25 protein-coding genes are annotated in these 26488 nt (G+C 35.1%); 16 read left to right on the forward strand and 9 right to left on the reverse strand.

Annotation, left to right across the window (positions count from 1 at the left end; genetic code table 11):
- Nucleotides 1-377: 377 nt before the first annotated feature.
- A complete protein-coding gene (locus WCV66_RS05745; RefSeq protein ID WP_338788238.1) occupies nucleotides 378-563 on the reverse strand; it encodes a hypothetical protein in 186 nt (61 codons plus the stop codon).
- 158 nt (nucleotides 564-721) lie between these two features.
- Here WCV66_RS05745 and WCV66_RS05750 point away from each other — a divergent pair, with 158 nt between their 5' ends.
- Together WCV66_RS05750 and WCV66_RS05755 are read left to right on the forward strand one after the other, a co-directional pair.
- Nucleotides 722-1588: an ATP-grasp fold amidoligase family protein gene (locus WCV66_RS05750; RefSeq protein WP_338788239.1), complete on the forward strand. Its 867-nt coding sequence runs from the start codon at nucleotides 722-724 to the stop codon at nucleotides 1586-1588.
- Nucleotides 1589-1656: 68 nt separating this feature from the next.
- Nucleotides 1657-2061, forward strand: coding sequence for a hypothetical protein (locus WCV66_RS05755; protein ID WP_338788240.1), 405 nt, complete (start codon nucleotides 1657-1659; stop codon nucleotides 2059-2061).
- Between the two features lie 95 nt (nucleotides 2062-2156).
- Here WCV66_RS05755 and WCV66_RS05760 read toward each other — a convergent pair whose 3' ends face one another.
- Nucleotides 2157-4004 carry an SEC-C domain-containing protein gene (locus WCV66_RS05760; RefSeq protein ID WP_338788241.1) on the reverse strand — a complete coding sequence of 616 codons (1848 nt, stop codon included), beginning with the start codon at nucleotides 4002-4004 and terminating at the stop codon, nucleotides 2157-2159.
- A 162-nt stretch (nucleotides 4005-4166) separates the two neighbouring features.
- Between WCV66_RS05760 and WCV66_RS05765 the strand changes: the two genes are divergently transcribed.
- Both WCV66_RS05765 and WCV66_RS05770 read left to right on the forward strand, forming a co-directional pair.
- Nucleotides 4167-4793, forward strand: coding sequence for a 5-bromo-4-chloroindolyl phosphate hydrolysis family protein (locus tag WCV66_RS05765; protein WP_338788242.1), 627 nt, complete (start codon nucleotides 4167-4169; stop codon nucleotides 4791-4793).
- 19 nt (nucleotides 4794-4812) lie between these two features.
- Nucleotides 4813-5946 carry a toxic anion resistance protein gene (locus WCV66_RS05770; RefSeq protein WP_338788244.1) on the forward strand — a complete coding sequence of 378 codons (1134 nt, stop codon included), beginning with the start codon at nucleotides 4813-4815 and terminating at the stop codon, nucleotides 5944-5946.
- Between the two features lie 153 nt (nucleotides 5947-6099).
- Here WCV66_RS05770 and WCV66_RS05775 read toward each other — a convergent pair whose 3' ends face one another.
- Nucleotides 6100-6294 (reverse strand): hypothetical protein, encoded by a 195-nt coding sequence (locus WCV66_RS05775; protein WP_066329398.1) that lies wholly within the window; start codon nucleotides 6292-6294, stop codon nucleotides 6100-6102.
- Between the two features lie 272 nt (nucleotides 6295-6566).
- On the opposite strand from WCV66_RS05775, the gene WCV66_RS05780 reads away from it, so the two are divergent.
- The 5 genes from WCV66_RS05780 (at nucleotide 6567) to WCV66_RS05800 (ending at nucleotide 11199) form a co-directional block, all read left to right on the forward strand.
- Nucleotides 6567-7268 carry a response regulator transcription factor gene (locus WCV66_RS05780; protein WP_066329393.1) on the forward strand — a complete coding sequence of 234 codons (702 nt, stop codon included), beginning with the start codon at nucleotides 6567-6569 and terminating at the stop codon, nucleotides 7266-7268.
- Nucleotides 7265-8614 (forward strand): HAMP domain-containing sensor histidine kinase, encoded by a 1350-nt coding sequence (locus tag WCV66_RS05785; RefSeq protein WP_338788247.1) that lies wholly within the window; start codon nucleotides 7265-7267, stop codon nucleotides 8612-8614. The genes WCV66_RS05780 and WCV66_RS05785 overlap by 4 nt, the downstream gene beginning before the upstream one ends.
- Nucleotides 8615-8686: 72 nt before the next feature.
- On the forward strand, nucleotides 8687-9427 hold the full coding sequence (locus WCV66_RS05790; protein WP_338788248.1) for a PepSY domain-containing protein: 741 nt from the start codon (nucleotides 8687-8689) through the stop codon (nucleotides 9425-9427).
- A gap of 245 nt (nucleotides 9428-9672) precedes the next feature.
- Nucleotides 9673-10254 (forward strand): PepSY domain-containing protein, encoded by a 582-nt coding sequence (locus WCV66_RS05795; protein WP_338788249.1) that lies wholly within the window; start codon nucleotides 9673-9675, stop codon nucleotides 10252-10254.
- A 126-nt stretch (nucleotides 10255-10380) separates the two neighbouring features.
- A complete protein-coding gene (locus WCV66_RS05800) occupies nucleotides 10381-11199 on the forward strand; it encodes a histidinol-phosphatase (protein ID WP_338788251.1) in 819 nt (272 codons plus the stop codon).
- A gap of 68 nt (nucleotides 11200-11267) precedes the next feature.
- Here the strand turns inward: WCV66_RS05800 and WCV66_RS05805 are convergent, their stop codons facing one another.
- Nucleotides 11268-11696, reverse strand: coding sequence for a hypothetical protein (locus tag WCV66_RS05805; RefSeq protein WP_066329381.1), 429 nt, complete (start codon nucleotides 11694-11696; stop codon nucleotides 11268-11270).
- Between the two features lie 388 nt (nucleotides 11697-12084).
- Between WCV66_RS05805 and WCV66_RS05810 the strand changes: the two genes are divergently transcribed.
- Nucleotides 12085-12546, forward strand: a complete 462-nt coding sequence (locus tag WCV66_RS05810) for a hypothetical protein (protein WP_338788252.1) — start codon at nucleotides 12085-12087, stop codon at nucleotides 12544-12546.
- A gap of 146 nt (nucleotides 12547-12692) precedes the next feature.
- Here the strand turns inward: WCV66_RS05810 and WCV66_RS05815 are convergent, their stop codons facing one another.
- Entirely contained in the window at nucleotides 12693-12950 is a 258-nt protein-coding gene (locus WCV66_RS05815; RefSeq protein ID WP_066329374.1) for a hypothetical protein, read from the reverse strand.
- A 434-nt stretch (nucleotides 12951-13384) separates the two neighbouring features.
- Between WCV66_RS05815 and WCV66_RS05820 the strand changes: the two genes are divergently transcribed.
- Nucleotides 13385-13921 (forward strand): competence protein ComK, encoded by a 537-nt coding sequence (locus WCV66_RS05820; protein ID WP_338788253.1) that lies wholly within the window; start codon nucleotides 13385-13387, stop codon nucleotides 13919-13921.
- 45 nt (nucleotides 13922-13966) lie between these two features.
- Here WCV66_RS05820 and WCV66_RS05825 read toward each other — a convergent pair whose 3' ends face one another.
- Nucleotides 13967-14914 carry a LytR family transcriptional regulator gene (locus tag WCV66_RS05825; protein ID WP_338788255.1) on the reverse strand — a complete coding sequence of 316 codons (948 nt, stop codon included), beginning with the start codon at nucleotides 14912-14914 and terminating at the stop codon, nucleotides 13967-13969.
- Between the two features lie 239 nt (nucleotides 14915-15153).
- On the opposite strand from WCV66_RS05825, the gene WCV66_RS05830 reads away from it, so the two are divergent.
- The 3 genes from WCV66_RS05830 to WCV66_RS05840 all read left to right on the forward strand — a co-directional run bounded on the left by WCV66_RS05830 (nucleotide 15154) and on the right by WCV66_RS05840 (nucleotide 20612).
- Nucleotides 15154-19293: a leucine-rich repeat domain-containing protein gene (locus tag WCV66_RS05830; RefSeq protein WP_338788256.1), complete on the forward strand. Its 4140-nt coding sequence runs from the start codon at nucleotides 15154-15156 to the stop codon at nucleotides 19291-19293.
- 144 nt (nucleotides 19294-19437) lie between these two features.
- Nucleotides 19438-19581, forward strand: a complete 144-nt coding sequence (locus WCV66_RS05835) for a hypothetical protein (RefSeq protein ID WP_338788257.1) — start codon at nucleotides 19438-19440, stop codon at nucleotides 19579-19581.
- A gap of 263 nt (nucleotides 19582-19844) precedes the next feature.
- Entirely contained in the window at nucleotides 19845-20612 is a 768-nt protein-coding gene (locus WCV66_RS05840) for a hypothetical protein (protein WP_338788258.1), read from the forward strand.
- Between the two features lie 81 nt (nucleotides 20613-20693).
- Here the strand turns inward: WCV66_RS05840 and WCV66_RS05845 are convergent, their stop codons facing one another.
- From WCV66_RS05845 to WCV66_RS05855, 3 genes are all read right to left on the reverse strand, one after another.
- On the reverse strand, nucleotides 20694-22277 hold the full coding sequence (locus tag WCV66_RS05845; protein ID WP_338788259.1) for a L,D-transpeptidase family protein: 1584 nt from the start codon (nucleotides 22275-22277) through the stop codon (nucleotides 20694-20696).
- Between the two features lie 322 nt (nucleotides 22278-22599).
- Nucleotides 22600-23487, reverse strand: a complete 888-nt coding sequence (locus tag WCV66_RS05850; protein ID WP_338788261.1) for a peptidoglycan-binding protein — start codon at nucleotides 23485-23487, stop codon at nucleotides 22600-22602.
- 212 nt (nucleotides 23488-23699) lie between these two features.
- Nucleotides 23700-24149 (reverse strand): YhcH/YjgK/YiaL family protein, encoded by a 450-nt coding sequence (locus WCV66_RS05855; RefSeq protein WP_338788262.1) that lies wholly within the window; start codon nucleotides 24147-24149, stop codon nucleotides 23700-23702.
- A gap of 512 nt (nucleotides 24150-24661) precedes the next feature.
- Between WCV66_RS05855 and kdsA the strand changes: the two genes are divergently transcribed.
- Complete coding sequence (gene kdsA, locus WCV66_RS05860; RefSeq protein ID WP_066329353.1) at nucleotides 24662-25483, forward strand: 3-deoxy-8-phosphooctulonate synthase; 822 nt, start codon at nucleotides 24662-24664, stop codon at nucleotides 25481-25483.
- 20 nt (nucleotides 25484-25503) lie between these two features.
- A complete protein-coding gene (locus tag WCV66_RS05865) occupies nucleotides 25504-26487 on the forward strand; it encodes a KpsF/GutQ family sugar-phosphate isomerase (protein ID WP_066329351.1) in 984 nt (327 codons plus the stop codon).
- Nucleotide 26488 lies beyond the last annotated feature (1 nt).

Here is a 26488-nt window from a genome sequence, read left to right on the forward strand (position 1 = left end):
ATATGATAGAAATAGTTCAAAAGTAATAGGGGTGGGGTGATCTGAAGAAGGAGTCTACTACTACCAAGACTACCTAGATGAATTTGGTTATTTTAGGGTGGAGATTATAGCTTGAAGATGCTGGTTATGAAGAAGAAATACCTGATGATTCATATATAGAAGAAGAAACGAATGTTGAAGGGGAAGAGACGGTAGAGCCTTCTCCAGAAGAAAATGTCCCGGCAATAGATGAAGAGATAACCAATGAATGAGATTCATAAGGGTGATCAGCAAGTTTATGGGTTGAACAAAAAGTTCAACCCATTTTCTTAAAGTGAGTTAATTTACTGGTTGAAAAGCGTGTTTTAATAAAGGATAAACGGCTATTAAGTCAAATATTATAGAAGATGATTGTTAAAAATAACCCCTTTGTAGTAAACGCTTTTTGTCTGATAGTTGCTGTCGGCTTTAAGTACATTCATGATAAATTTGAGTTGGTTCACTGCATCTACAATTCCACTAGCATTGAAGATAAGATCACGTTGACAATCGTTCGTATCAAATGTGAATACATATTGTTTCAAAGCTACCACCCCTTTGTGATATACAGTTATACCAATCATAATAGAATGAAACATGAGATTATTCCATGCTATTGTTCGTTTTACTTACATGGTTTTTGCGGAAAACTTTGTCCCAAATGTAATCAAACTACATAGTTGAATCGAGGTGCACGCGTACTTTGGAAAAAACGGTTAATGTAAGGAATGCAGACTCTAAAAAGGAATACCTGGAACAATTCGGATTGAAATCATTTATTGAATTTTATTTTCATAACTACCATGGTTATCCATGTCCACTAAACAATCCCCAAACATTATCAGAAAAAATTCAATGGTTGAAGCTGAATGGAAATTTAGAAAAATTCGCGCGTTATGTTGATAAATATCAAGTTAGAGAGTTCATAAGCAATACAATTGGTGAAGAGTTCTTAATCCCCCTTTTCGGTGTTTATTCAACAGTAGATGAAATAGACTTCGAAAAGCTGCCTGAAAAATTTGTGCTTAAGGCCACACATGGTTCAGGGTGGAATGAAGTGATCCTTGATAAAAGCAAGCTTGATTTAGCGGAATTAAAAAAGAAATGTGGAGATTGGCTTGGAACTAATTTCTATGATGTCAGTGGCGAGCCGAACTATAAACCTTTAACAGGAAGGATTATCGTGGAAGAATATATTGGTGAAGAAGAAGAGGATCTAAAGGATTACAAATTCTTTTGTTTCCATGGTGAACCATTATTTATCCAAGTGGACAGTGAAAGGTTTGACAGCCACAAGCGAGACCTTTTTACACCAAAGTGGGATCCGTTAGCATTTCGTTTGCTTTATCCTAAATCAGAAGAACAAATTCAAAAACCCACGATGCTAAAAGAGATGGTGACGATCGCTAAGGAACTGTCGAAGGATTTTCCTTTAGTTCGTGTCGATCTTTATCAAACAGCCAATAAGATTTATTTTGGTGAGCTTACGTTTACACCAGGGAGTGGGTTTATAGCCTATGATCCGCGGGAGTATGATTTGTTTTATGGGTCGAAGTTGGATTTGCTCTAGGTATTAGATTGAGAGCGGGATAATGAAACTTTATGCAATGAAAACCGTCTAAATTCATGGGGTGTATGATGAGAAAAATAATGAAGTCTTTTGCCTTTATTTCTATTTTTATTTTATTAATGGTAGGCTGCACAATGGAAGGAAAGGGAGAATTAACAAGAATTGATGTGTTAATTGAAAATCAAAGTGATACTCACATTCAAGATAAAAATACCTTATCTTTATTGGGAAACTTTTCTGAACAAGTAAAATGGAAACAGAATAAAGTTCCTAGTATGTCTAGAAAACCAGATGTTAAAGCTATCTTCTATTATGAAGTTAAAAAAAATACACCTGAAAGATTATACGAATATGAAATTTGGTTTAATGATAAGGCAGGTACAGCTACAATTATCAGTAATGATAAAAATGAAGGTTATGGCGAGTTAAACAAGGAAAACGCAAGTGTCTTAAAAAACATTTTCTTTGAGTAACGCTGCTTTAGTTAAACAAGAAAAACTTAAAATGGCTCGGGAAAGTTCCCAAGCCGTTTTTGTTTAATAAGTTTGTTAATTTAAAAAATGAATCATTAATTGAATACCTCAACCGATCGCATCATTTCTTCTTCAGTTTCCTTTGCCACTTGCGCAACAATCTTAGCTAATGAGGATGTTTTGTTCTGTTGATCCAGCCATTTTGCCAAGGCTTTTGTTGTACTGATAAAATCCTTTATGGCTGTTTTAGTCAAGACCTCATAAAGTCCGATAAAGTCGATGATCATAACTCTGGTCCAGAATTCTTGATCACAGTTCTCCCAGCTGTTAAGTTCATAATTCTCTAATATCATTCTTAAGTCAGATAGACTAAATCTATATTTTCTGATTGTATTCTCAGATTTACCTTCTGTTTTTTCTTTAAAGAAGGCCACAAAGTCGTCTGAGTAGAAGGTGTTAACGTTATCTGGTGTGAAGCCGAGTTGCTCGTAGTATGGGATGTCCTCTTTTTTTACTACATGTTGGCCCTCAGTATTCTGAGTTGCAAGCTTTTCAAAAGTTGATGTTCTATTTTCTCCACCTGTTACAAATGGTGAAAGGGCAAGGCCAAGCTCTTTACGAACCGTATTATAGTCTGCTGTCGTTGCGACTTGTTTAAATTGCTGCTGTACTTGTTGATACATATTGTATTCCATTTGTTTTAGCCAGCTGTCTGCGTCATCTTTTCTTCCCGCATCAATCAATTCTCTAATGGATAGACCGTTAAACAGTCCAATTGGTTGATCTAATTCAAATTGTATGTTATTTTGCGCATATAGAGCAAAGTATTGAGGTATATCCTTATCATAAGAAACCACCAATTCTCTTATTTCAGCTTGGAAAGGAATTGTTAGTTTATTTATTTTTTCATTCTTAAACGATAGAGCAGAAGAAGCAATTAAGCTTTCCATAAGTTGTTTGAATTCCTCAACACGAGCATGATCCAAGCTAATGAACTGTAAGACATTATTTTCTACAGTAAATTTCCCTGATAATTTCCCGAGATGTATCGGACTTGAAATTTCACTATCTGTATACACGTACCAGCTATCAACCCAACTGCCAAGCTTTTTATTTATTTCCCAAGAGTCAATCATAAACTGCTGATTGCTTTCGAATAGAGCAGAAAGAGCTTTTTCATCTAGAACATGATATTGAAGCGTATATTCACTAATCTTTTTACTTTCAGAGTTCACCATCGCTTCATCTGTTTTTAATGCAGCTATTACCTCTGGAAAGTAATTAAATAGTACTTGCTCATGGCTTTGATTAAAGGTTTCAGCTAGTTCTTCAACCTTTTTAACTGCTCGATTTACACCCATAGGATCTTCGAAAACTCTTACACCATTAAAATAGAACAATTGCTCAAATGGTTCAAGCAGTCCAATTGTGCCATACCACGGGACAAACTCAGGATCATCATTTTTAATAAAAGGTACACGGTATTGCTTATTCGTAAACCGATCTTCATAATAAATGATATCTGCTTCCCTATTAACTGCCTGGACGATTTTTGGCGTTAGCTCCTGCCAAGTATTAGCCATCTGACGTTCTTCTTCTGAAAGACGTGGGGCAATTTCCCCTGTAAACCATTCGATCCCACGAAGTCCATTTTCAAAACGATGGAAGAAAAACAACCAAAACTCGAAAAAGCCCGTTTCATATTTTCCTTTAATCGCGTGCTGGGACCGTTTTTTGAATTCAGATTGCAATTGGTAATACTTGTTTGCCGGTACCTCTTTGTTCATAAAATCTCTAAGCTTTAACACAAGCATATGTTTATTTTGAAAGAATCGTTCTTCCTTAACTTCTTGAATTTGAATGACATTGGCTGTATTTAAACAGCATTTTTTATATTTTTTTCCACTGCCACAAGGACAAGGATCATTACGTTTTATTACCAAATTTATCACCTATCAATTTTTATTATATAAATATGTAGCCATATGTGATTTTAGATGAATAGTTACAACTATTCAAGTGGTAGTTTTTCTTTTAAGGAATGAAACTTTCTTCCTTCATCATACGTACTAATATTAGTACGATAATAATAGGAGTCGATACGATTGAAACAATTAGTTAACTTTTTACTTCGGTCATCAGTAGCTACATTTTCAACAGGTACAATTTGGCTTGGGAGTTTTTTCGCATTTCATCAACCATTCCTCCTTGCAAGCGCTTATGCATTAGGTGTAGGTGGTGTCGTTTACCTAACAATTAAGGGGATGACAACACATCGCTTTTTAAAACAGAATCAGCTTACGAAGAAGGAATATCAATATATAAAGAAGAACTTAAACGAAGCCAGCAAAAAAATCAGGCGACTCAGAAAGGCACTTTTGAATGTGCGATCAGTCGCTTCTATAAAGCAAAACATTGAAATTATTCGGATCGTTAACAAAATCTATTCGATTACCAAAAATGAACCTAAACGTTTTTACTTAGTAGAACCATTTTTTTATTCTCACTTAGACTCAATGGTCGAAATCAGTGAAAAATATGCATTTTTAGCAGCGCAACCAAAGAAGAATGCTGAGTTATCAATTTCTTTAAGTGAAACACGCAGAACGATCTCTAATCTTGCCGAGACCTTGGAGAAGGATTTATACGATGTGCTATCAAAGGATATTGATCATTTACAATTTGAATTAGATGTTGCCAAGCTTTCTATTAATAAAACAATCAAAAAATGACACTAGGAGGTCTGTTCATATGAGTAAAAATAGTGAACTTGATGATTTACTTTCTAACCCATTTGGAGAAAATAAGGTTGTAATCGACGATAAAGCTACACCAGCAAAGCCAAAACGGCTAGTTGATGTCTTACCTGAAGAAAATCGCCAAAAAGCCATTCAGCTAGCGGAACAAATTGATCCGAAAAACCAGCAAGCTATCTCTTTATATGGCAGCCAAGCGCAAACAAAGCTATTAAACTTTTCACATACAATGCTAGACCATGTGCAAAAGAAGGATAGCGGTGAAATTGGTGAAATTATCGGTGATCTCATGAAAAAGCTAGAACAAGTGAGTCCTGATGATTTAAAGGCGGAAAAACGCAATCTTCTTTCAAAGATGTTTGGCAAGATATCGAACTCAGTTCAGGAGGTCTTGTCAAAATACCAAAAAACCGGAGCGCAAATTGATCGCATTACAGTGAAATTAGAACACTCAAAAAATGATCTTCTCGGTGACATCAATGTCCTTGAACAACTATATGAAAAAAACAAAGAATATTTTCACGCATTAAATGTCTATATTGCTGCAGGAGAACTAAAGCTTGAAGAATTAGAGAAAAAATCAATCCCAGAATTAAAGAAAAAGGCTGAATTAACCCAAGACCAAATGGCCTTTCAAGAGGTCAATGATCTCATGCAATTCGCCGACCGCTTAGAAAAGCGTACACATGACCTAGTTCTAAGCAGACAAATCACAATGCAAAGCGCACCACAAATTCGCTTAATTCAAAGTGCCAACCAAGCATTAGTAGAGAAAATCCAGTCATCAATCACAACAGCCATCCCACTTTGGAAAAACCAAGTGGCAATCGCTCTCACCTTGCTTCGTCAAAAGAACGCTGTTGAGGCGCAAAAGCTAGTCTCGAAAACTACGAACGATCTTTTGTTAAAAAATGCTGAAATGTTAAAGGTAAACACACTGGAAACTGCAAGGGAAAACGAACGAGGCCTTGTCGATGTTGATACTCTTAAAAAAGTACAGGATCATTTAGTATCAACACTAGAAGAAACCCTCCGCATTCAAGCAGAGGGTAGAGCAAAACGTATTCAGGCTGAACAGGACTTAGCATCGATGGAGACTGATTTGAAGAAGAAGTTGACGGGGATGTGAGTCTCTGCGGAGCTTCTTAATGAATTTTATCCAACCACAGATTTTGGTTCTGTGGTTTTTTTGTATTGGAATAGAAGAAGTGGGGACAGTCCCCACTTCTATTTAAACCTTTAATTTTAGGACTATTCTCACTTAAATGGGGACAGTCCCCATTCATTTTAAAGAACGTTCATCAGCGTTTGATTGATTAAAAGATGTCTGATCTGGAGTAGGTAATTGCCTTTCAATTTTCCTTTGGGGAGTATGGATCTCTATTGGCTTAGGTTCCTCTTTAAAGGCATATGCACTTCCTAGTGTACAAATAAAAATTAAGATAATGGCAAAAATGACATAATGTCTAGTGTTCACACTTACTACCTCCCGTCATAAGGTTTTATCTTACTATTTTTGTCTTTTTATTAATGCTTTAAACATGATCTAGAGTTGTAATTAATATTTGTAGAGAAATCTATTATGATTTTGGTAGAGCAAGCTATCTTTATTTGTGAGTTTAATATTGAAACCTTACTTCCATGAACTGGTATAATAAATTGGGGGACAGTCCCCAATCTGGTGCTTTAAAGCAGTGAGGGACAGTCCCCACCAAACAGTCCCCACCAAATGAAAAGGAGGCAAACCAAATGACCAAAGAATCGATACTTATCGTAGAAGACGAAGAAAAAATTCAAAGGCTACTCGAATTAGAGCTTGAATATGAAGGTTACCAAGTCGGAAAGGCCTCTGATGGCGTTGAAGCTCTTGAAGCCTATCGATCTGGGAACTGGGATTTGATCTTACTAGATGTCATGCTTCCAGGGTTAAGTGGAATTGAACTGCTTCGTCGGATCCGAGCGAATGACACGATGACTCCTGTGATTTTATTAACTGCAAAGGGGTCTGTTGAGGATAAAGTGTCTGGCCTTGATCTTGGCGCGAATGACTATATAACAAAACCGTTCCAAATTGAAGAATTATTTGCTAGAATTCGCGCTGTTTTAAGGATGCGATCTACCACTCCAACAAGTGAAGTGAATAATGACGAATGGTTATCTGCTGGTGATTTAAAGCTGAATGATAAAACTCGTGAGGTCATTAGAGGAGAAAGCGAAATTGATTTAACTCCAAAGGAATATGATTTACTACTATATTTGCTGAAAAATAAGCGACAAGTGTTGAACAGAGATCAAATTTTGGAGGCAGTTTGGGGCTATGATTATTTTGGCGACACGAATGTTGTGGATGTGTATATTCGTTATGTTCGTAAAAAGATCGATTTCAACTTTGAAACACCACTAATACATACAGTTAGAGGCGTTGGATACGTCTTAAAGGATCCAAAATGAGGCTTCGAAATAAAATCAATTTATATACCGCCGTGTTATTTATTTTCCTGTTAATTTTAATGAATGTCGCAATTTATCTTGTTTTTAGCAACATGATCATGACGAATGAACTTGATCGGACAAAAGCGGAAACTGAAAAAATTGCGAAAGATGTTAGTGATGCTGTTAATCAAATTGCACCAAATAATCTTCTTCGTGCTTATGTGCCGATTGATGGCATGGTGCAAATTGTAGGAGAAACAAATAAAAAGTCCTCGACCATTACATCACATTCAGAAAACCCTTTAAAGGATCGAAAACCTATTTTTTATCCAGGAGAAAAAAGTGAAATCATCACTTATAATCAGAAAAAATATGTATTTGCATCAAATCCAATCATCTGGACAGATGGAAGTATTGTCAATCTCCAAATCACGAAAAGCATTCACACAACAGAAGAAATGCTTGGCATTTTACGCATTGTGTTAATCGCAGTAACCATTATTGCAATGATACCGGTGCTAATCTCAAGTAGTATCCTTAGTAACTTAATTACCCGTCCAATCAGATCGATGATTGATACGATGAAAGAAATTCAACAAAGTGGTCAATTCAAGCGCATCAGTTTTAAAGGTAAATCCAAGGATGAACTTGTAGAAATGGGTGAAACCTTTAATCACATGATTGATCTACTGCAGACTAACTTTGAAAAGCAGGAGCAATTCGTATCAAATGCATCACATGAATTAAAAACACCATTAACGATTATCGAAAGCTATGCCGATCTTTTAAAAAGAAGAGGGATGGAACGCCCTGACTTATTTGACGAATCAATCGAGGCCATTCATTCAGAAGCAATTAGAATGAGAGAAATGACTGAGCAATTGCTCCTCCTGGCAAAACATCAGGAACAATGGAATATCAAGCTTGAAAAAATCAACCTAATTGAATTCATGGCCGAATCAGCAAAAGTGTTTCAAAATGCCTACCATCGAAACATCGAGATCCATTCAAAAGATGAGGTTTTTGCAACTTCAGACGTACAAAAGTTAAAACAGCTATTGTTTATCTTTTTAGACAATGCGAGAAAATACAGTGATGAGTTTATAGCTGTCTACATTGGAAAAACAGGTAACGAAGCTTATGTTCGAATTGAAGATAGAGGAATTGGAATCCCCAAAAATGAACTGGAGAAAGTGTTTGACCGCTTTTATCGGGTAGACAAAGCGAGAACGCGAAAGCAAGGCGGATCAGGTTTAGGATTATCTGTAGCAAAGGAAATTGCAGATGCAATACATGTACGGATTGAAATGGATAGTCTTGAAGGCAGAGGTACAACTGTGACTCTATTTTTACCGAGCAAATAACCTGCTTTCTCAGCAAGTTCTCATTTTTCAACGATATAATAAAGCCAACAAAATGTTGGATGAGGTGACACGATGAAAAATAAAAAATGGATATGGACCGCCGCAGCTACTCTCGTTTTAGCTCTGATTGTCATTGTCGGATTCCAATTATGGGCGCCATCATTATCAGCCCAATCGCTAACAGAAGATGAAGCAAACAAAGCGGCACTGGATAAATACCCTGGTGACATACTAAAGACAACTAAATCTGCAGGTGAATATCACGTTGAAATGCAGCTTGAAACAGGGGTCTATCATATTAGAATTGATGCAAAAAGTGGGGAGGTCAACTCTATAAAAAGGGGTGAAAAGCCCGAGGAGATCCCTAAAGAAACTCCTGAAAAAACAGCACCAAAGCAACTTACTCAGAAACAAGTCGAGGCGATAGTTTCCTCACAAGGTACGGTGAAATCAATTGATCTCGTGCAAGAAAACAACAACTCGTATTATAAAGCTGTTGTAAGTAAAAATAACGAAAACATAACATTAAAAGTAGATTCGTATTCAGGGGATATCATTAGCTCAACAAAAGAAAAACCACGTATCTTAACTGAAACCGAAGCAATAACGATTGCCGAAGAACATGTAAAAGGTACAGTAGATGAAGTTGACTTTTATGAACCACCTAATCAAACGCCATATTACCTAGTCGAAGTCGAAATAAATGAAGACCAAGAGGCCGTACTGCAAATTGACGCCTACACCCGCGAAATCAAAAACGTCTCCTGGGAGGACCATGAAGAGGACGAGGACGAAAGTGATGAGGAGGAATGAATTGTTTAATTGGGGACAGTCCCTAATCAATAGTGGGGGACTGTCCCCAACATAGTAAAACACAATGAACTTAAGGATTAAGATAGTAGGGGGACAGTCCCCACTATAAAAAGAGGGACTGTCCCCAAATAAATGAGAAAATCTAAAAACTTTCTCATCAAATTTTAATCTTTCTTTTTCCTTCCTCTAATCTTCGCTGTTTATAGTAGAGACTGTAAGACAAAACACTTAGGAGGAAAGAGAAGATGAAAAAGATCGTTACTATTACGTTAGCTGCAGCAATTGTGCTAGGTGGTTCAATAGCAATTAATCATGGATATGCACAAGAGGATAATCAGAAAAAGGCTGAGCAGACAAAGGAATTAATAGGAATTGAAAAAGCGAAAGCAGCCGCATTGAAAAAGGTAGATGGGCATGTCGAGAGCGTTGAATTAGATAGAGATTATAATGGTAAAACATACTATGAAGTGGATATTGATAAAGATAATAAAGAATTTGATATTGATGTAGATGCATATACAGCTGAAATTATTAAGGTTGATGAAAATCGCAATGACGATGACGACGATGATAATCGTGAGGTTCAAGCTTCAACATCAGCGACAGAATCAATGATTTCAGAAGATGAAGCAATTGCAATAGCAAAAAAGAACGTAACGGGTGAAGTTATTAAAATTGAATTAGACGAAGATGATGGTAGATACGAGTATGAAATGGAATTAAAGACAGCTAAGGGTGAAGCAGAAATCACAATTGATGCTCACAGTAAAAAGGTAGTAGAGTTGGAATTGGATAACGACGACGATGACGACGATGATGATGATTGATAGATAGTAGTATAAACCGGGCCTCCACGGATAAAATAGTGGGGGTCCTTTTAATGGATAAAAATTGAAATCTAAGCTATGATGAGGTAAGACGAATTGGTTAATTTTAGTAGGGGGGCTTAGGAAATGTCAAATTCTATAAAGTTTGATCTCCACACACACCATCATCGCTGTGGACATGCTATCGGTACAATTGAGGATTACGTAAAGCAAGCAATTGAATATGGATTAAATTTTATTGGGATCTCAGACCATTCTCCATATTTTTATAGTGAAGAAGATCATCTCTACCCAACAATTTCGATGGCTAAGAGTGAATTTGTCACATATATTAATGAGGTTCTTCATCTAAAAGAAAAATATCAAGATAAAATCCATGTGTTATTAGGAATGGAAAGTGACTTCTTTCCAGATCATATTGACGTCTATAAAGATCAATATATTTTACATCCATTCGACTACATAATTGGCTCCGTTCACTATGTTCAAGACCTTAATATTTTTAAAAAAGGTCGTTGGGATGGTTTAGCTAGTCAAGAGCAGATAAAATTGAAAGAAGAATACTATGACTTAATTCAAAAATCAGCAAAAAGCGGAGTGTTTCAAATCCTCGGTCATATTGATGCGATGAAAGGATTTTATCCAGCATTTTCAGATATTGAAACAGACGTGATTGAAAAAACACTAAAAATAATCGGACAAGAAGATATCGCAATCGAAATTAATACATCGGGGAAAACAAAGGATTGTGGAGGATGGTACCCAGCAGATGACATCTTAGAACGAGCACTTTTCCACAATGTGAAAGTAACATTTGGATCAGATTCCCATAAGCCAGAAAGAATTGGCGATGAATTTGAACTAGTTCAAAAAAGACTGAAAGAAATCGGCTTTACAGAGTGGGCTTATTTTGTACAAAAGAAAAGGATAATGACTTCACTTTAATAACTAGAAAAAAGAAGTAACAAACTTAGGGCTTATGGCAACTAAGTTTGTTACTTCTTTTTATTTGACTATAAATCTACATCATCATCTTTTCTTCTAATCTTTTTGAAGATTAATTTTGTGATAATCAAAAACACAGCTATTACTACATACACTAAAAACAATGCTATAAATCCCCAAAGCCCAATGATAGCATCAACAAACTCCATGTTTCCTCTATTGGTTATCGCCTGCTGAATTTCGATAGCAAAAACCAATACAAACATAAATGTTAAGGTATATAAAAAAGCGATAAGATGAATCCCAAATGGAAACTCTGATAACCATTTAGAAATAACATATACACAAGCAAAGGTGAAAATGCCGATAAACCCCATAATCCAAAAATGCATGTCTTTATCAGTCATTTGAAGTCCCAGTACGTCATTCAATATAAGAATCAATATGTCATGGATGTTGTTTACAACCTCAACAAGAAACTTAATTCCTTCTCCCATTAACTCTTTCACTCGCTTCTAAAGTTTAATCTGAACCTCTATTATACCAACAATTGATAAGGATTTGCTGTTTTTCCTTAAATTGTTATTTGGTAACTGGTGAAAAAGTGGGGACAGTCCCCGACTAAGTTAGCGCGATAAAGCGGGGACAGTCCCCGACTAAGTTAGCGCGATAAAGTGGGGACAGTCCCCGACTAAGTTAATGCGATAAAGTGGGGACAGCCCCCACTAAGTTAGCGCGATAAAGCGGGGACAGTCCCCCACTAAGTTAACGCGATAAAGTGGGGACAGTCCCCAAAAACAAAGTCTCCCAATCAAAATAAAAGCAAAAGAATATTCGTCCACACCCCATCATAGTCTGTTAGTAGACAGGCAGCGAGGTGTGAACATGAGAAGACGAAATTCAAGTAAGCTTCCTATTTTGATAGTAGTTGTAGCAGTGATTTTGTTCGTGATTTTCATTATTAGGGTTTTATCAGGTGTTGGAGAACGGGATCCAAAGGATATAGTTGAAGCTTTTTATCATTATGAGCAAGAAGGTGACTTCGGAAGTGCGTGGGAGCATTTCCACCCTGTGATGCAGGAGCGGTTTTCAAAAAATGCATACGTGACAGAGCGTTCACATATTAATATGAGCCACTACGGTGTTGAGACCTTCTCATTTGAGCTCGGAGATGAAGAGGAAGTGAAAAACTGGAAGATGGCCAAGGACGCAGAGAAGTTCTCGAATGCCTATCGTGTAGAGGTCGAGCAGACGTTTAAAAGTAAGTTTGGAACATTTAGAGTCATTCAGGATATTTATGTTGTGAAAGATGAGGAAGAGTGGAAAGTTGTGTGGGCATTTGATTAGGGGGACAGTCCCCAAAATAGAGTAAGGACAGCTCAATAGTCAGCAAAAAGATAATGTGGGGACAGTCCCCGAATTACACCAAACAACTCAAAAGTCAGCAAAAGGAGTAATGCGGGGGACTGTCCCCAGCATTACTCCTTTTCCACTTACATTCCATTAAACAAAAAGAACATACCAACTGAGAATAATATGATCACAAGTAAAAGAAGTAAAATGGAAATAACTAAGATAATCCATCCGGCCACTTTTCGGCCTGTGACTATTAAGTATATCCCAAGTACGATTGGTCCGAATACGAACCCTAAGATTCCCCATAGCCATGGATTACGATCATGCTTTGGTGCATCAATTGCCAAAAAGATTGCAATAGCAATGGAAATTATAAATCCAAATGAAAATTCCATAATAAATCCCTCCTCAAACAATTATCCTTAAAGGATATGGTGTTCAATCCTTTTTATTCGTATACCGAATAAAAAGTTACCATAGCCTTAATTACAGTATATGAGCCCTCATATATTGAATATTTCATTATCTACATAGAAAATTTAATTTTCACCAAGGTAAAATTAAAATCCCGCTTGTTAAAATTAGGTAAAAATCCCATAAAATAATATTTTTTACCTACTACTAAAGGTATAATGATATTTGTATAAATAACCTAAATTCGATTAAGTCAAACCCCTTTATTCCTACATCTTTGTTTTCAAACACATTAAATCCGTGAATCTACTATGTTATTCGGAGGTGTTTATCCAAGTCATCAGTTCTAAGTGAAATGTGATCTATAATACATAAGTCACTAATCTAAAAATAAAAATGTAAAAGAGGTGCAACGATGAAAGTTGTAAAAGATGAATATCTTATTTCAAGGGAAACACAATTAATCCACTCCGTTTACGATGAGTGCGGAAATGAAAACACCATAGTCCTCGAGCAATATCGCAAGCTAAGAGTGTTGAAGTCAGTTAAGCAATTATTAGAAGACAATTGTGAATTTCATGGTTGCACTCTCGAAGGAAAGTTTGGAGCTGCTAGGACCGTATTAAAGGGGAAAAGAATGTTGCCACTATGTTTATCCGCAACATTTCGGATTTGTTTGTTCCCGACACATTCAGCAGAAAAATCAGAATGTATGTGGATTTCAGTCAATCACATTCGAGAAATTATTCCTTATAAGGATCGAGCAATTATTGTATTTGAGAACTATGATAAAGTGGTTGTTCCAGTTAGCTATGATGTGTTAACAATGAAAAAAGCATTTGCTTCAGATCTCCTAAATACGTATATTAACAATCATGATAAGCTGGAGAATACATTAAATCTTGACAGGGCATCAAATCCATTATTAGGTATAGATCGATTACCATCATAAATCAGTATAAAAAATGTCAGCCCGTTATGGACTGACATTTTTGTGTTAATTAGTACTTGCTGTATTTGTAGTAATCTCTAAATGCTCTTTTAACTGATTCGATAAGGCTAAACGCTCTTCCTCTGGAACGATATAATAGTAAATACCGTCAATTTTATCCCCTGTACCTTTTACTTGAAACTGTTCAAGGTTTGCACTAGCCGCTTTGTAGTTAGCTTGAATTTCCCACATTTCATCAAATGTTAGGTTTGTTTTTACATTGTCACGTACTACTCCAAACATATCACCAAACTTTGTGATTGATGATACATTTGCACCTTTTTTAATAACTGCTTCAATTACTTGACGCTGACGGTCTTGACGACCGAAGTCACCACGTGGATCTTCATAACGCATTCTTGTATAGGCTAATGCTTTTTTACCATCTAAAGAAGTAGTACCTTTTGTGAAATGGTAACCTTCGTAAGTGAAATCAAGTGTGTTATTAACTTCTACACCACCCACAGCATCAACCGTATCCTTAAAACTCTCCATGTTAATTTTCACAAAGTAATCAACAGGGACATCGAGAAAGTGCTCAACTGTGTTGATTGCCATTTCTGTTCCACCAAAAGCATACGCATGGTTGATTTTATCCTGTTTCCCTTTACCAACAATCTCAGTTCTTGTATCACGCGGAATACTTACCATTTGCGTTGTATTCGTATTAGGATTTACAGTCATTAAGATTAAGGAGTCAGAACGACCTGCATCACCTTCACGCTCATCAACACCCATTAATAGAATTGAAATTGGGTCCTTTTCAGTAAATTCAACTTCTTCCGTTCTCTTTTCAGACTTTTCTCTGTCAATATCCTCATGAATACTAGCAACTGTATCTGCGGCAGATTTATAAAGGTAAAATGCATAACCACCTGTACCTAAAACAAGCACACCGATAATACTAAGAATTATCCATAGTAACTTCTTCTTTTTCTTTTTTGTTTCACGCATATATAGTTCATCCTTTTTTATTTTATTTAATTAATTAGTCTATAAAGATTATAGTTCTCTCCTACTTTTATCACAATCTTTTTTTGTAAAAAAATGTTTCCAGTTATAAGACGATAGGTAATAAAAAAAGTTTCATAATTTTGTAGAAATTTGTCTAATAATTCTTATATGCAGAATCTTAAATAAAAATTATAATGAATCCTGACAATATATAGAAAGTTATAGGAGGAAAGACGAACTTGACTAAACGTTTCGTTTCATTATCACTCGTTGTTACATTACTTTTTACTCTCATTACCCCATTCTTATCAACTGCAGTTGCTGCTAATGAAAGCATGACAATTTTACCAGCAGAAAATATTGAGAGTGGAATTAAGCTTCAATGGAGTACAATTTCTTCATCTCATTCAGAAGAAAGCTTTACTTTATTGAAAAATACAGAAGAGACTCATTTGTCTTCTGTAGAAGTCATTGAGTCATCAGAAGATCAAGATGGGAATCTCCATAGAACCTATCAGTTCGTTGATCAACAAGTGGTAGTAGGTGAAACGTATAAATATACTGTGCAAAAAACTGGTGATACAAAGCTTCAAACACAACCAATTGAAGTTACTTATGAACTAGTTAAGGAAGCATTAGCTCCATTCGAAATGAACACGACAAGTGTAACAGACCACTCAATCAAGGTTTCATGGTCAGAGTTCCTAGAAGCTGATCGTTATCAAGTTGTTGTTGACGGCAAGATTATTGAGGAAGTCAACCAAGCTGGTTCTTATGAGCTAAAGGATCTTCAAAGTGGGACAAGCTATTCCGTTAGCATTAGAGCAATTGGTGATGGTGCTATTTTAAAAGAAGCATCGAAAAATATTATCACTGCACAAAAGCAAGAAGAAGAAAGTGTAGATACTACTAGTGTAACTGAAAGCAAAGAAAAGGTAAGTATAACAGCTACTGAACCTACAGGTGAGCTTGTCACAGTACCTGATTCTGCTTTAAAGCGTGAAATTAAAGCAGCTCTACAATTGAAACGTGATGAAATTTATGTATCAGATATGGAAAGCTTAACGACGTTAGATGCATCTTACAGTGGAATTAAAGATGTGACAGGATTAGAAAAGGCGATAAATTTAACAAAGCTTGAATTGGCGGGAAATGATATCAAGGGTGCCGCTGCATTACAAGGATTAACAAAGCTTAACTACCTTGATCTTACTTCTTTCCAAGGAGAAAACATTGAATTTTTAACATCTTTAACAAACTTAAAAACTCTTATACTCGCAGAATCATTGGTAAATAATGTAGCACCAATCGCAATGCTTGCTAGCCTAGAAACGTTAGATATTAGCTACATAGAGGTTGCAACAATATTACCGCTGCAGCAGCTAACCAATTTATCTACATTAACAATTTACGGTGAGCTTTATTTTACTCTAATTGATGAGGTACAATCACTTGAGCGCGAAGGTCTAACGATTGACCACGATGATTCATATAAGATGTACATCACATCAATAAAGGCGAATGAAGAGAGAGCGATCATTAGCTGGGAATATGATGATGAGGAATCAATAGCTTATTATGAGGTAAAAGTTGCTGATAAGGTAACAATGGTAGACCCTGATGAAGTTGGGAACCAAATAACAGTTGAGACACTTCAGCAAAATACAGAATACTCAGTAGAGATTTTTGCTTATAACAACAAGGATGAGCAAATCGGAAAAGCTGTTTCTACGTTTAAAACTCTTTCAGCTCCTGTAGGAGAAAAAGCTGTATTTAAGGATGCACAACTAGAGAAAGCAATAAAAGCTGAATTTGGTTTAGAACGTGATATTTTTATTAGTGACTTAAAAGGACTAGAAGAACTATATCTCGACAGTAAAAGAATTAAAGATTTATCAGGTATTGAAGCAGCAACTAATCTCAGAAGCTTAAGCTTGTCTGGAAACAGAATATCTGATTTAACACCACTCGCTTCATTAAAAAACCTAAGAGATCTATATGTAGATGGAAATCCGCTTGTGAATTTCACTGCATTAAAAGGGCTAACGAATTTAGAAAGTTTACACTTAGGTGAAACGGGAATAAAGGATCTGTCTATTTTAGCAGATTTGCAAAACTTAACTGATCTTTCTCTCAATGGAAACAATTTAGAGAGCATTGAAACACTGCCAGCACTTGAAGGTCTTAGCTACTTATCGCTTTACGAAAATGATTTAAAAGATCTTAAAGGAATTGAAAAATTAACACAGCTGGAATATATCGATGTGGATGATAACCCAATTAGCTCACTCGCTGATATTCAGCAGCTGACAAAGCTAGAGAGTATTAATTTAAGTTATACAAGCATTGAAAAGATTGATGAATTGCTGAAATTTGAGCAGCTTCAATATGTAACTTTATATGGAACAGAACAACTCGATTTATCAGAAGGGTCAGCCGCTCAGCAGGTAATTGAGGAGCTTATCGCAAATGGCGTAATGGTTGATTATGAAGGTGCTGAAGGGGAAGAGTGGCTTGAAGCCTATATTAATACAGTTACAGAAGATTCACTTTCTCTTTATTGGGATTATTACGGTGAACAAGAAATTAAAATGTATGAGGTATACGTCAATGGTGAACTTCACAGCGAGTTACCAGGTGAAGAAAACTTCTTAGAAATAGATGGTCTTAAACCAGCTACTGTGTATGACTTAGAGGTTAAGGCATATAACGGTGATGGAGATCTTGTTCTTAGTTCGAATATCTCTGAAATGACATGGTCTGAGCCAACAGGTGAAACCGTACCATTTAAGGATAACAATTTACAAGAGCTTATTAAAGAACAGCTTGGACTTGATCGTGATTTAAGAGTAAGTGACTTAGAGAAGCTAACCTCGTTATCTTTAATTGAGTCAGATATTAAGGATCTCTCTGGCTTAGAGTTTGCAAGCAACCTATATGATTTTTATGTATTTGGAAATGCATATACTCTAGACTTATCACCGCTTAAGAATTTATCAGAGCTAAGCTATGTTCATATTGAAGATGCGGATTTAAAGAATTATTCAATTTTAAAGGATTTAAAAAAGGTAAGTTCTTTAGCTATCGTCAATAGTAATCTATCTGATATCTCCTTTTTAAGTGGAATGACTAATCTGCAAGATCTGACATTAATAAATAATAGTATACAAGATATTTCCGCTTTATCAGGATTAAGAAAACTTAACTTTATTAGTCTTGCAAATAATAAAATAGAGGATCTATCGCCACTATCAGGATTGAAGGAAAATCTTAATTATTTCGATGTAAGTGGAAACCTAATTAAGGATCTTTCAAGCCTTGCAGAGTTAGAAAACCTATATTATTTAATTTTAGATGAAACGAAAATTTCAGCTTTAACACCTTTACTTGAATTGCCAAGCCTAGAATATGTTTCGTTATACAATATTGCAACACTTGATGTAAATGATAAGGATAATGCCCAAGTAATTGCAGCTCTAAAGGATTGGGGCGTTCAAGTAAATCTTGACGTAGATAATAGTCCTGAGCTAAATATCGATGAAGTAACTGAAGACTCTATTTCAATTTCATGGGATCCAATGCTACCAAAAGGTACAGGCACTTACAACGTTTCTCTATATTCAGATGACGGAGAACTTGTTGAGGACGTAGAGCTTCATAGTAATGAAACTAGCTATCAATTTTTGAAACTCTCACCAAATACTAATTATTACATTGAGATTAATGTTGAAGAAGATGAGTATTATGGCTTTTTATCTGCAGATGTGACAACCTTACCTATAGAAGGATCAGTTAAGGATGTTAGTCTGTATGTGTACAAAACAGTCGATCTTCCTGAGGTTGATGCGACATTTGACCTTTACGGAATCGATGAAGAAACAGAGAATATTTATTACTTTGGTTGGTCTGATGAACAAGGAAGATTAATTGACGTTTCAACAGATGAAGAAATGGATATAGTAGAGCTCCCTGTTGGAAATTACGAAATAACGTTTGTGACAGCGGATGGAGAAGAAGTAACCTTCCAGTTTGAAATAAACGGAACGGAAGATTACCTAGTAGATCCAATTCTCTTTCTGTTAGAAGATAGTGACGATAATCCAGTAACAACACCTGGTGATGGTCAAGATGGGGGAGTGGATCCTCAAAAGCCAACTCCTGACGGTGAAAATCCAGCTAATGGAAATAATTCATCTATTGGGGAAAAACCAGTAGATTCGAAAAACATCATTACTGAACCTGTTAAAGTTGAAAATAAGAATCAGCTTCCTAAAACAGCTACTATAGTGTATAACCTTTTAGCAGTGGGACTCATTGTCCTAGCTTTAGGAGGAGTAATACTTTTTATTCAGAAAAGAAAACGCGTAACTAATATGTAAATGAGAAAGAAGGGAACCGAGTGGTTTCCTTCTTTTTTGAGTCTTTTTCTTATTTATGTCTATAAAAGCTTAAAAAAAGTAATTTTATGCCGAAATAATAATAGAAGTCACTATATAAGATTAGAGAAGGAGTTTAATCTAACGATGGTAGGCACAGAGTTATCACAGCATGAACAACGATTTTCTATTGATGAATGCACAACTCAATTTAATCGAGAATCAAAAAAACAAAAGCATGATCAAGAGCTAAAGCTTATTCAAAAATTACAAATGATTTCCTATCATTGAAAAATAGAAAATCCATTTCTTGTTATTTAGGAAATTTAAAATTCTTGTACTGTGGTTAAGCACTAGGCATCCAGCGCCTAGCCCCTTTAGAGTCTAGCTAATTTAGAATTGAAGGCAAAGGACGCCTTCTATTCTAAATCATCTTATGCTTGTCGGTGCTGTTCAAGACGCTTGCACTTTTGTTATTATGGAAATTATTGTAGAATCAATGTTTTTGTGTATAATTTTAGATAGAAATATGTCGAAAATTGGGGGATAGCATTGTGAAAAAGCTTTTAGTTTTTCTAACACTAATTTTGTGCGTGGCAGTAATTATTTTTGGTAATCTCCATTGGAATAATAAAATTTCCGCACAGGGTGAGAAAGTGACAAGCACTAGTAAGTCAGTACCTTTACAGGAAGAGCCTGAAATTGAGATAGATGTTGAAAAGTATTCTAGTAATCTACCTAAAAATCTCCAAGATAAAGTAAGTAATGCTACAAGTACTGGTAAACAGCTAAAGCTTGTGATTTTTGGAACCTCTGATGCAAAAGGGGCGTGGTCAGAACAATTTAGCAAGGAATTAAAGACTACATATGGTGAGAATGTATTCGAAGTAACCATACTTTCAACAGGTGACAAAACAACTCGTGATGTCATAAAGGACCAATCCTATGAGGGAATTAACGAATTGAACCCTGATATTCTATTATTTGAACCATCGATGCTAAAAGATAATGGACATATTGGAATTGAAAATACTTTGGATAATATTCAAAAAATGGTTGATTCGTGGCTAGAGGCAAATAAAGATATGACACTTATGATTCAGCCTCCAAATCCTCTATATGCTGCAACCTACTATCCAATTGAGGTATCACAATTAATGGCTTATGCGGAAGAAAATGAAATGATTTATTTAAATCATTGGGAGAATTGGCCTGATTTAGATGATGTTGAAATGAAGGATTATTTAACAGATTCGAAAGCGAATGAAAGTGGAAATAAAGTTTGGGCGGAATATTTATTGAATTATTTTGTTGCGAAGTAATTATTGAACTGAAACTTTAATGCTAAACTACAAAATGCATCGAAAGAATTAATCTTTCGATGCATTTTGTAGTTTTCGTATTTATTTTAAGATGCTAGCGTTAAATTTCCATACAAAGCCTATTCTTCCTAAGAAGTCAATTTTATACCAGTTTCCTGTTTCTTCTAGGATTGGATAAACAACTCCTTTATTTATCTTTCCAAAAGTTATCTGTTTTCCTGTAATATTTTGTTTCACATATAAATCTGATATGGCTGTTACTTTTATTGAACTACTTGTGGAACCATTATTTAATGAAGGCACTGAGACATTTGTAAGATATCTTGTTTCATCCTTTTTTATATATCCCACTGTATTACCTATCTTCACCTTATACCAGTTTACAAATTGGTCATCTATTATTGGATATACTTCATCCTTGTAGAGGGTACCAATTGTAGCATTTCCGGTCATATGCTTGTAGACAACTATATTATTCTTGGGTGAGAAATAACCTTCATCCAATGATGTATTTGCTTTCCACACATAGCCTATTCGACCTGAAAAGTCAATTTGATACCAATTTTCAGATTCACTAATAATAGGATATGATATTCCTTTCTGAATCTTACCAATCGTAATTTGATTTCCTTCTGTATTCGCCTTTACATATAAAACATTTTTCGCCGTAAATGACTTTGAGAGTGCTTTACTATTAGTTAACTTATTACGATCTATTGTGGAAACGCCTTTTGTATTTGCCTTTTTGATATACCCATAGGTGCTACCTAGTTTCACTTTATACCAATTAATAAATTCATCTTCTATAATTGGAAATATTTCTCCCTTATATAGAGTACCGATTGTAGCATTTCCGGTCATATGCTTATAAACTGGAATGCTTTTTGTTGGAGAAAAATAATTATACTGTTTTTCTGTATTTTCCTCCTTATCATCTGTCATTCCCTTTGTGAACTCTGAAATCGTTTTGTTTAAGCTTCCTTTTTCACTAATAATGATATGTGGGTTTAATTTAGGATCTAATTGTTTCATTATTTTAACTAAGCTGTCCTTATAAATTGCCACACATCCTAATGTATATTGCGTCTTAGAAGTCCTTGTATGAAGAAATATTGCACTTCCTTTCCCTTTAAGGATAGGAGAAGTATTGTAATCAATGACCACTGCGTGGGAATACAAGGAATGTGTTAATTTTTCATAAGAATTCCATCTTTTATCAGCGTTTCCTTTGTAATACATCATTTTATTATAGTCGTTAGATTTTACATCATCTATCCAATAATAATATTTGTTGGTTTTTGTATAAGGCAGTTTTAAACCTGAAGGCTTTGTTGCTGTACCGAAAGAAGTAGAGAGATTGTAGACACCTTTTGGCGTTTTCCCGTCTCCTTCCTTCTTATTTGTGGTTATTCCGTTTTTTCCCACTACACCACTCATTTTAGAATATACTCTTACCCATTTGCCGTTTTTCTTATTATAGAAAGAGACTTCTGCGTTCCTAGAACTTGTTTTATCCGTTGTAGCAATAATTACCTGACTTATACCGCCTTTAAGTTGATTTAACTGACTTTCAACTGAAGGTGTTGCTGCACTTGTTTGAATTGATATGAATGGGGAAATTGCAATAATCAATGTTAATAGGAAAATAAGCATTGCTCTTCTCATTATTATCTTTCTCCTCGCTTAGTCTTTTCTTAAAATTATAGTGCTTTCTTAGTGATTAGAAAAGAAAATCCTTTAGAAAGAGTATTCGTACAATATAACTCTAGGTACAAAGACTTGTTTAATAGTTAGCAATTATACTTGAAATAAAATGTTTTTTAGGAGTTATTTTTTCACTTGGAGAGTTTGTAGGTACAGGGAGATGAGGTTGATAAAGGCAAAAGTATTTCGTCTTATTAAAGTTATTGCTGTTTTTTAAATTGATGGAAATAGAATACTGTTTGGGAAGACGAATGGTTAGCCCTTCCGATAGAAAGGGCTTTTTTTAAAACATTTTAGACCATGTTATTGGACCTACAATACCATCTACGCTAAGACTATTATTCTTTTGATACTTTATTACAGATGCCTCTGTCTTGGGTCCAAAAATTCCGTCTACAGTTACACCAACAATCTGTTGGATTCTTTCTACGTTCTTACCTCTTGATCCCTTTTTTACTAAGTCACCAGGATAAGCAACATTATTATTCTCAATAGTAATATCTAACTTTTTTAATGTTACAGGACCTACGATACCATCAACAAGAATACCTTGTTGTTTTTGAAAGGCACGTACTGCTTTCTCTGTCTCTTCTCCAAACACACCATCATTTCCATAACGATCTAAACTAAAACCCTTTGACATAAGTTGAGATTGAATATTCTTAACTTTTTCTCCACGGTCTCCAAAATCTATAAACTTACTATTACTCTTTCTAACTTTATATCCATTATCCTTTAAATAACCTGAGTCGTCTTTAAAATATTCAGCTACTTTTCCTTTTCTATCTAAGTAACGGATATATACACTTTCTAGAATATCATTATCAAACGTAATAGAAACATGGTATTTGAGCTTACCATTCTTTATTCCATCCACATCAACTGCATCATTGTTTGGATTATCAAATTCATAACCTCCAACTTTACCAATTATATAAGTCCATGATTCATGACTATTCAAATGGTTAACTCCTTTTGTGTACTCATTACCTAATGTTTGTTTAACTTGTGATTTCGACATACCAGCACCTAAGTTTTTCTTCAAGTATTCTAGATCAATATTTGCATTTACTTGCGCACTAGATGTTGCCGCATGAGTTAATGATGGATCAAAATTTAATGCGAACAATGGAGTTGCTAGTAATGTTGAAATAATTATTTTCTTATACATAAAGATGCCCCCTTATTTGTATTCCCTTATATAAGACGTATAAGAAGGGGAAAAGTTTCAAAAATATTACAAATATTACAAATTAATCTGGGGACTTTTCCTGAACCTTACAAAACAAAAGAGCCACCGAATGGCAGCTCAAAAATAAACTATGTGGCTTTTTTTGCCTAATTGTTAATTAGTTATTCCAGACCAGTCACCTATGGATTTTTTCAATCACAAAAAACCTTTACTACTGCCTTTTTAATATATCGAGGTTCGTGAACACAAAGCGTTGGCATATGTGCATCTTCAGGTGAAAAAATAGTAAAGTATCCTTGTTTCACCAAGAATAAGTCACCATTACCTTCAAGAAACATTAGATCTTTTTCTTTATGTTGTTCAACTACTTCCATTGCCTCAATATTTGCATAACCCATTCTTTCCTCGCCATTTATCATAAATTGAATATCGGTATATTTATGATGAGATTCCCAACGTCCTTGTTCAACGTCTATTGTCTCGTACTCCTGAATCATAACAAAAATATTATCTTCTTCAATTTCGTATTTACCAGGAGTTAATGAATTCAAGTCGTTATCAATAAGAAATTGTAGTCCTTTTTTTATACGAGGATGCAGTCCATAATATATTTCAGCATTTGAAAGTTTGTCGATAATCAATGTTATCCCCCATTAATTCATAATAAAATCAATTATTAATTATAAGGTATATAAAATATGATTACCATTTTATTAGGAAGTTTATGTTGGGATTATCTCCAAATGAGACATAATAAAAAGTAATCTAGGCAAAATCTTATTTATTTGGATCGTAATTATAATTTATTTCCAATCATCTCATTCCTTTGAAGTACTTCTTCCTACCCAGTTGTGGTTATCGTAAGAAGATAGACTATTATTAAGAAAATATCCTTGTTAAATTAATTTTCTTAATTGTTAGGGGAAGACTATCATTACTTGATTCCCTTTACAGTTAGGATAATATTAAGTAAAATTATCCTTGGAAATTTCGCTCGAATTGATCATACTAAATAGGTCTTATCTGCTTGTTTAATGGAGAAAATGAATATTTTGTTTTGTAAGCAGTCTTTAATTTGCTATATTTAATAGGTAATAGAGAAATGTCCTTAAGTTTTTATAAAAAATGAGAAAATTGTATGGAGGTAATCCTTATGTCAAAAGAAGTTATATTAAATGATATAAAATTTGGTGGGAAAAACCCATTTGTATTAATTGCAGGCCCTTGTATGATTGAAGATGAATCACTTGTCTTATCTACAGCAGAAAAAGTAAAAGAGTTAACAACAAAGCTTGGTATTCCGTATGTATTTAAAGCTTCATTCGATAAAGCGAACCGTTCTTCAATACATTCCCATCGTGGACCAGGTCTTGAAAAAGGGCTAGAAATTCTAGCTAAAGTAAAGGAACAATTTGATTTACCAGTTACATCTGATATTCATGAGCCAGGACAAGCAGCAGTAGCAGCTGAAGTTCTAGATATCCTACAAATTCCAGCTTTCTTATGTAGACAAACAGATTTATTAGTAGCTGCAGGAAAAACTGGAAAGATCGTCAATGTGAAAAAAGGTCAATTTTTAGCACCTTGGGATATGAAAAATGTTGTAACGAAATTACGTGAAACAGGTAATGATAATATTCTTTTAACTGAAAGAGGTTCAACATTTGGTTATAACAATTTAGTGGTAGATTACCGTTCACTTATTACGATGCGTGAACTTGGTGTTCCAGTTGTTTTTGATGCTACACATAGTGTTCAAATTCCAGGTGGTAATGGTACAACTACTGGAGGAAAACGTGAATATGTTCCTTATCTATCTCGTGCAGCTGTTGCTGTTGGTGTAGATTCAGTCTTTATGGAAGTTCACCCTAACCCAGATGAGGCGTTATCTGATGGACCAAATACTGTTAAATTAGAAGAACTAGAAAATATACTTAAGCAAATCAAAGAAATTGACAATATCATGAAGCTTTAATTTTATTAGGAGGTATGAAGATGGCAAGTAGCAAAATTTCTACAAGTTATCTTTCAAGTTTTAATGATGTATTAGAGCAAGAAGCTGCTGCAATATTAGCTTTAAAAGAAGTACTAGAGGAAGAAACAATCAATCGTACAATCGAGATGATCCTTGCTTGTAAAGGAAGAGTTGTCATTACTGGTGTAGGAAAGTCAGGTATTATCGGTAGAAAAATGAATGCAACCTTGGCTAGCACTGGTACGCCATCTCTTTTTCTCCATCCAGCGGAAGGATTACATGGAGATTTAGGCATGGTAACAAAGCATGACATCGTGATTGCTATTTCAAATAGCGGTGAATCTGATGAGGTGCTTAGACTAATTCCTTCTATCAAGAAAATTGGCGCTAAGATGATTGCAATTTCTAAAAACACAAAATCTACTTTAGCAATAAAATCAGATTTAGTTCTTAGTATTGGAAATGTAACTGAGGCTTGTCCGCTCGGTCTTGCTCCAACAACTAGTACGACAGTAACCTTAGCACTAGGGGATGCACTTGCGATCGCTTTATTAAAGGCAAGAGATTTTAAGCCAGAGGATTTCGCAGTGTACCACCCAAGTGGTGCATTAGGGAGAAAGCTATTATTAACGGTGCATGATGTTGTTAGGTCTACAAATAAAAACCCAATTGTTCAGGGTGATGCTACGATTAAAGAGGCGCTATTCCTAATGACAGCTCAAGGAATGGGCGCAACAAGTGTTGTTGATACAGAGGATAAATTAGTGGGAATCTTAACAGATGGTGATATTAGAAGAGCATTTGCTCTATCAGATAATCTCTTATTATCAAATGTTGATGAGCTTTGTAATCGAAATCCGATTGTTATTACCGCTGATTTACTTGCAGTTGATGCACTTAAAATAATGGAAGAGCGTAAAATTAATGTCCTTCCTGTAGCTGATTCAAATCATCGTCCAATTGGGATGATTCACATTCATGATTTAATGAATTTAGGAATATAGG

Source organism: Metabacillus rhizosphaerae (genome assembly GCF_037201795.1).
GTDB classification, from domain to species: Bacteria; Bacillota; Bacilli; order Bacillales; family Bacillaceae; genus Metabacillus; species Metabacillus rhizosphaerae.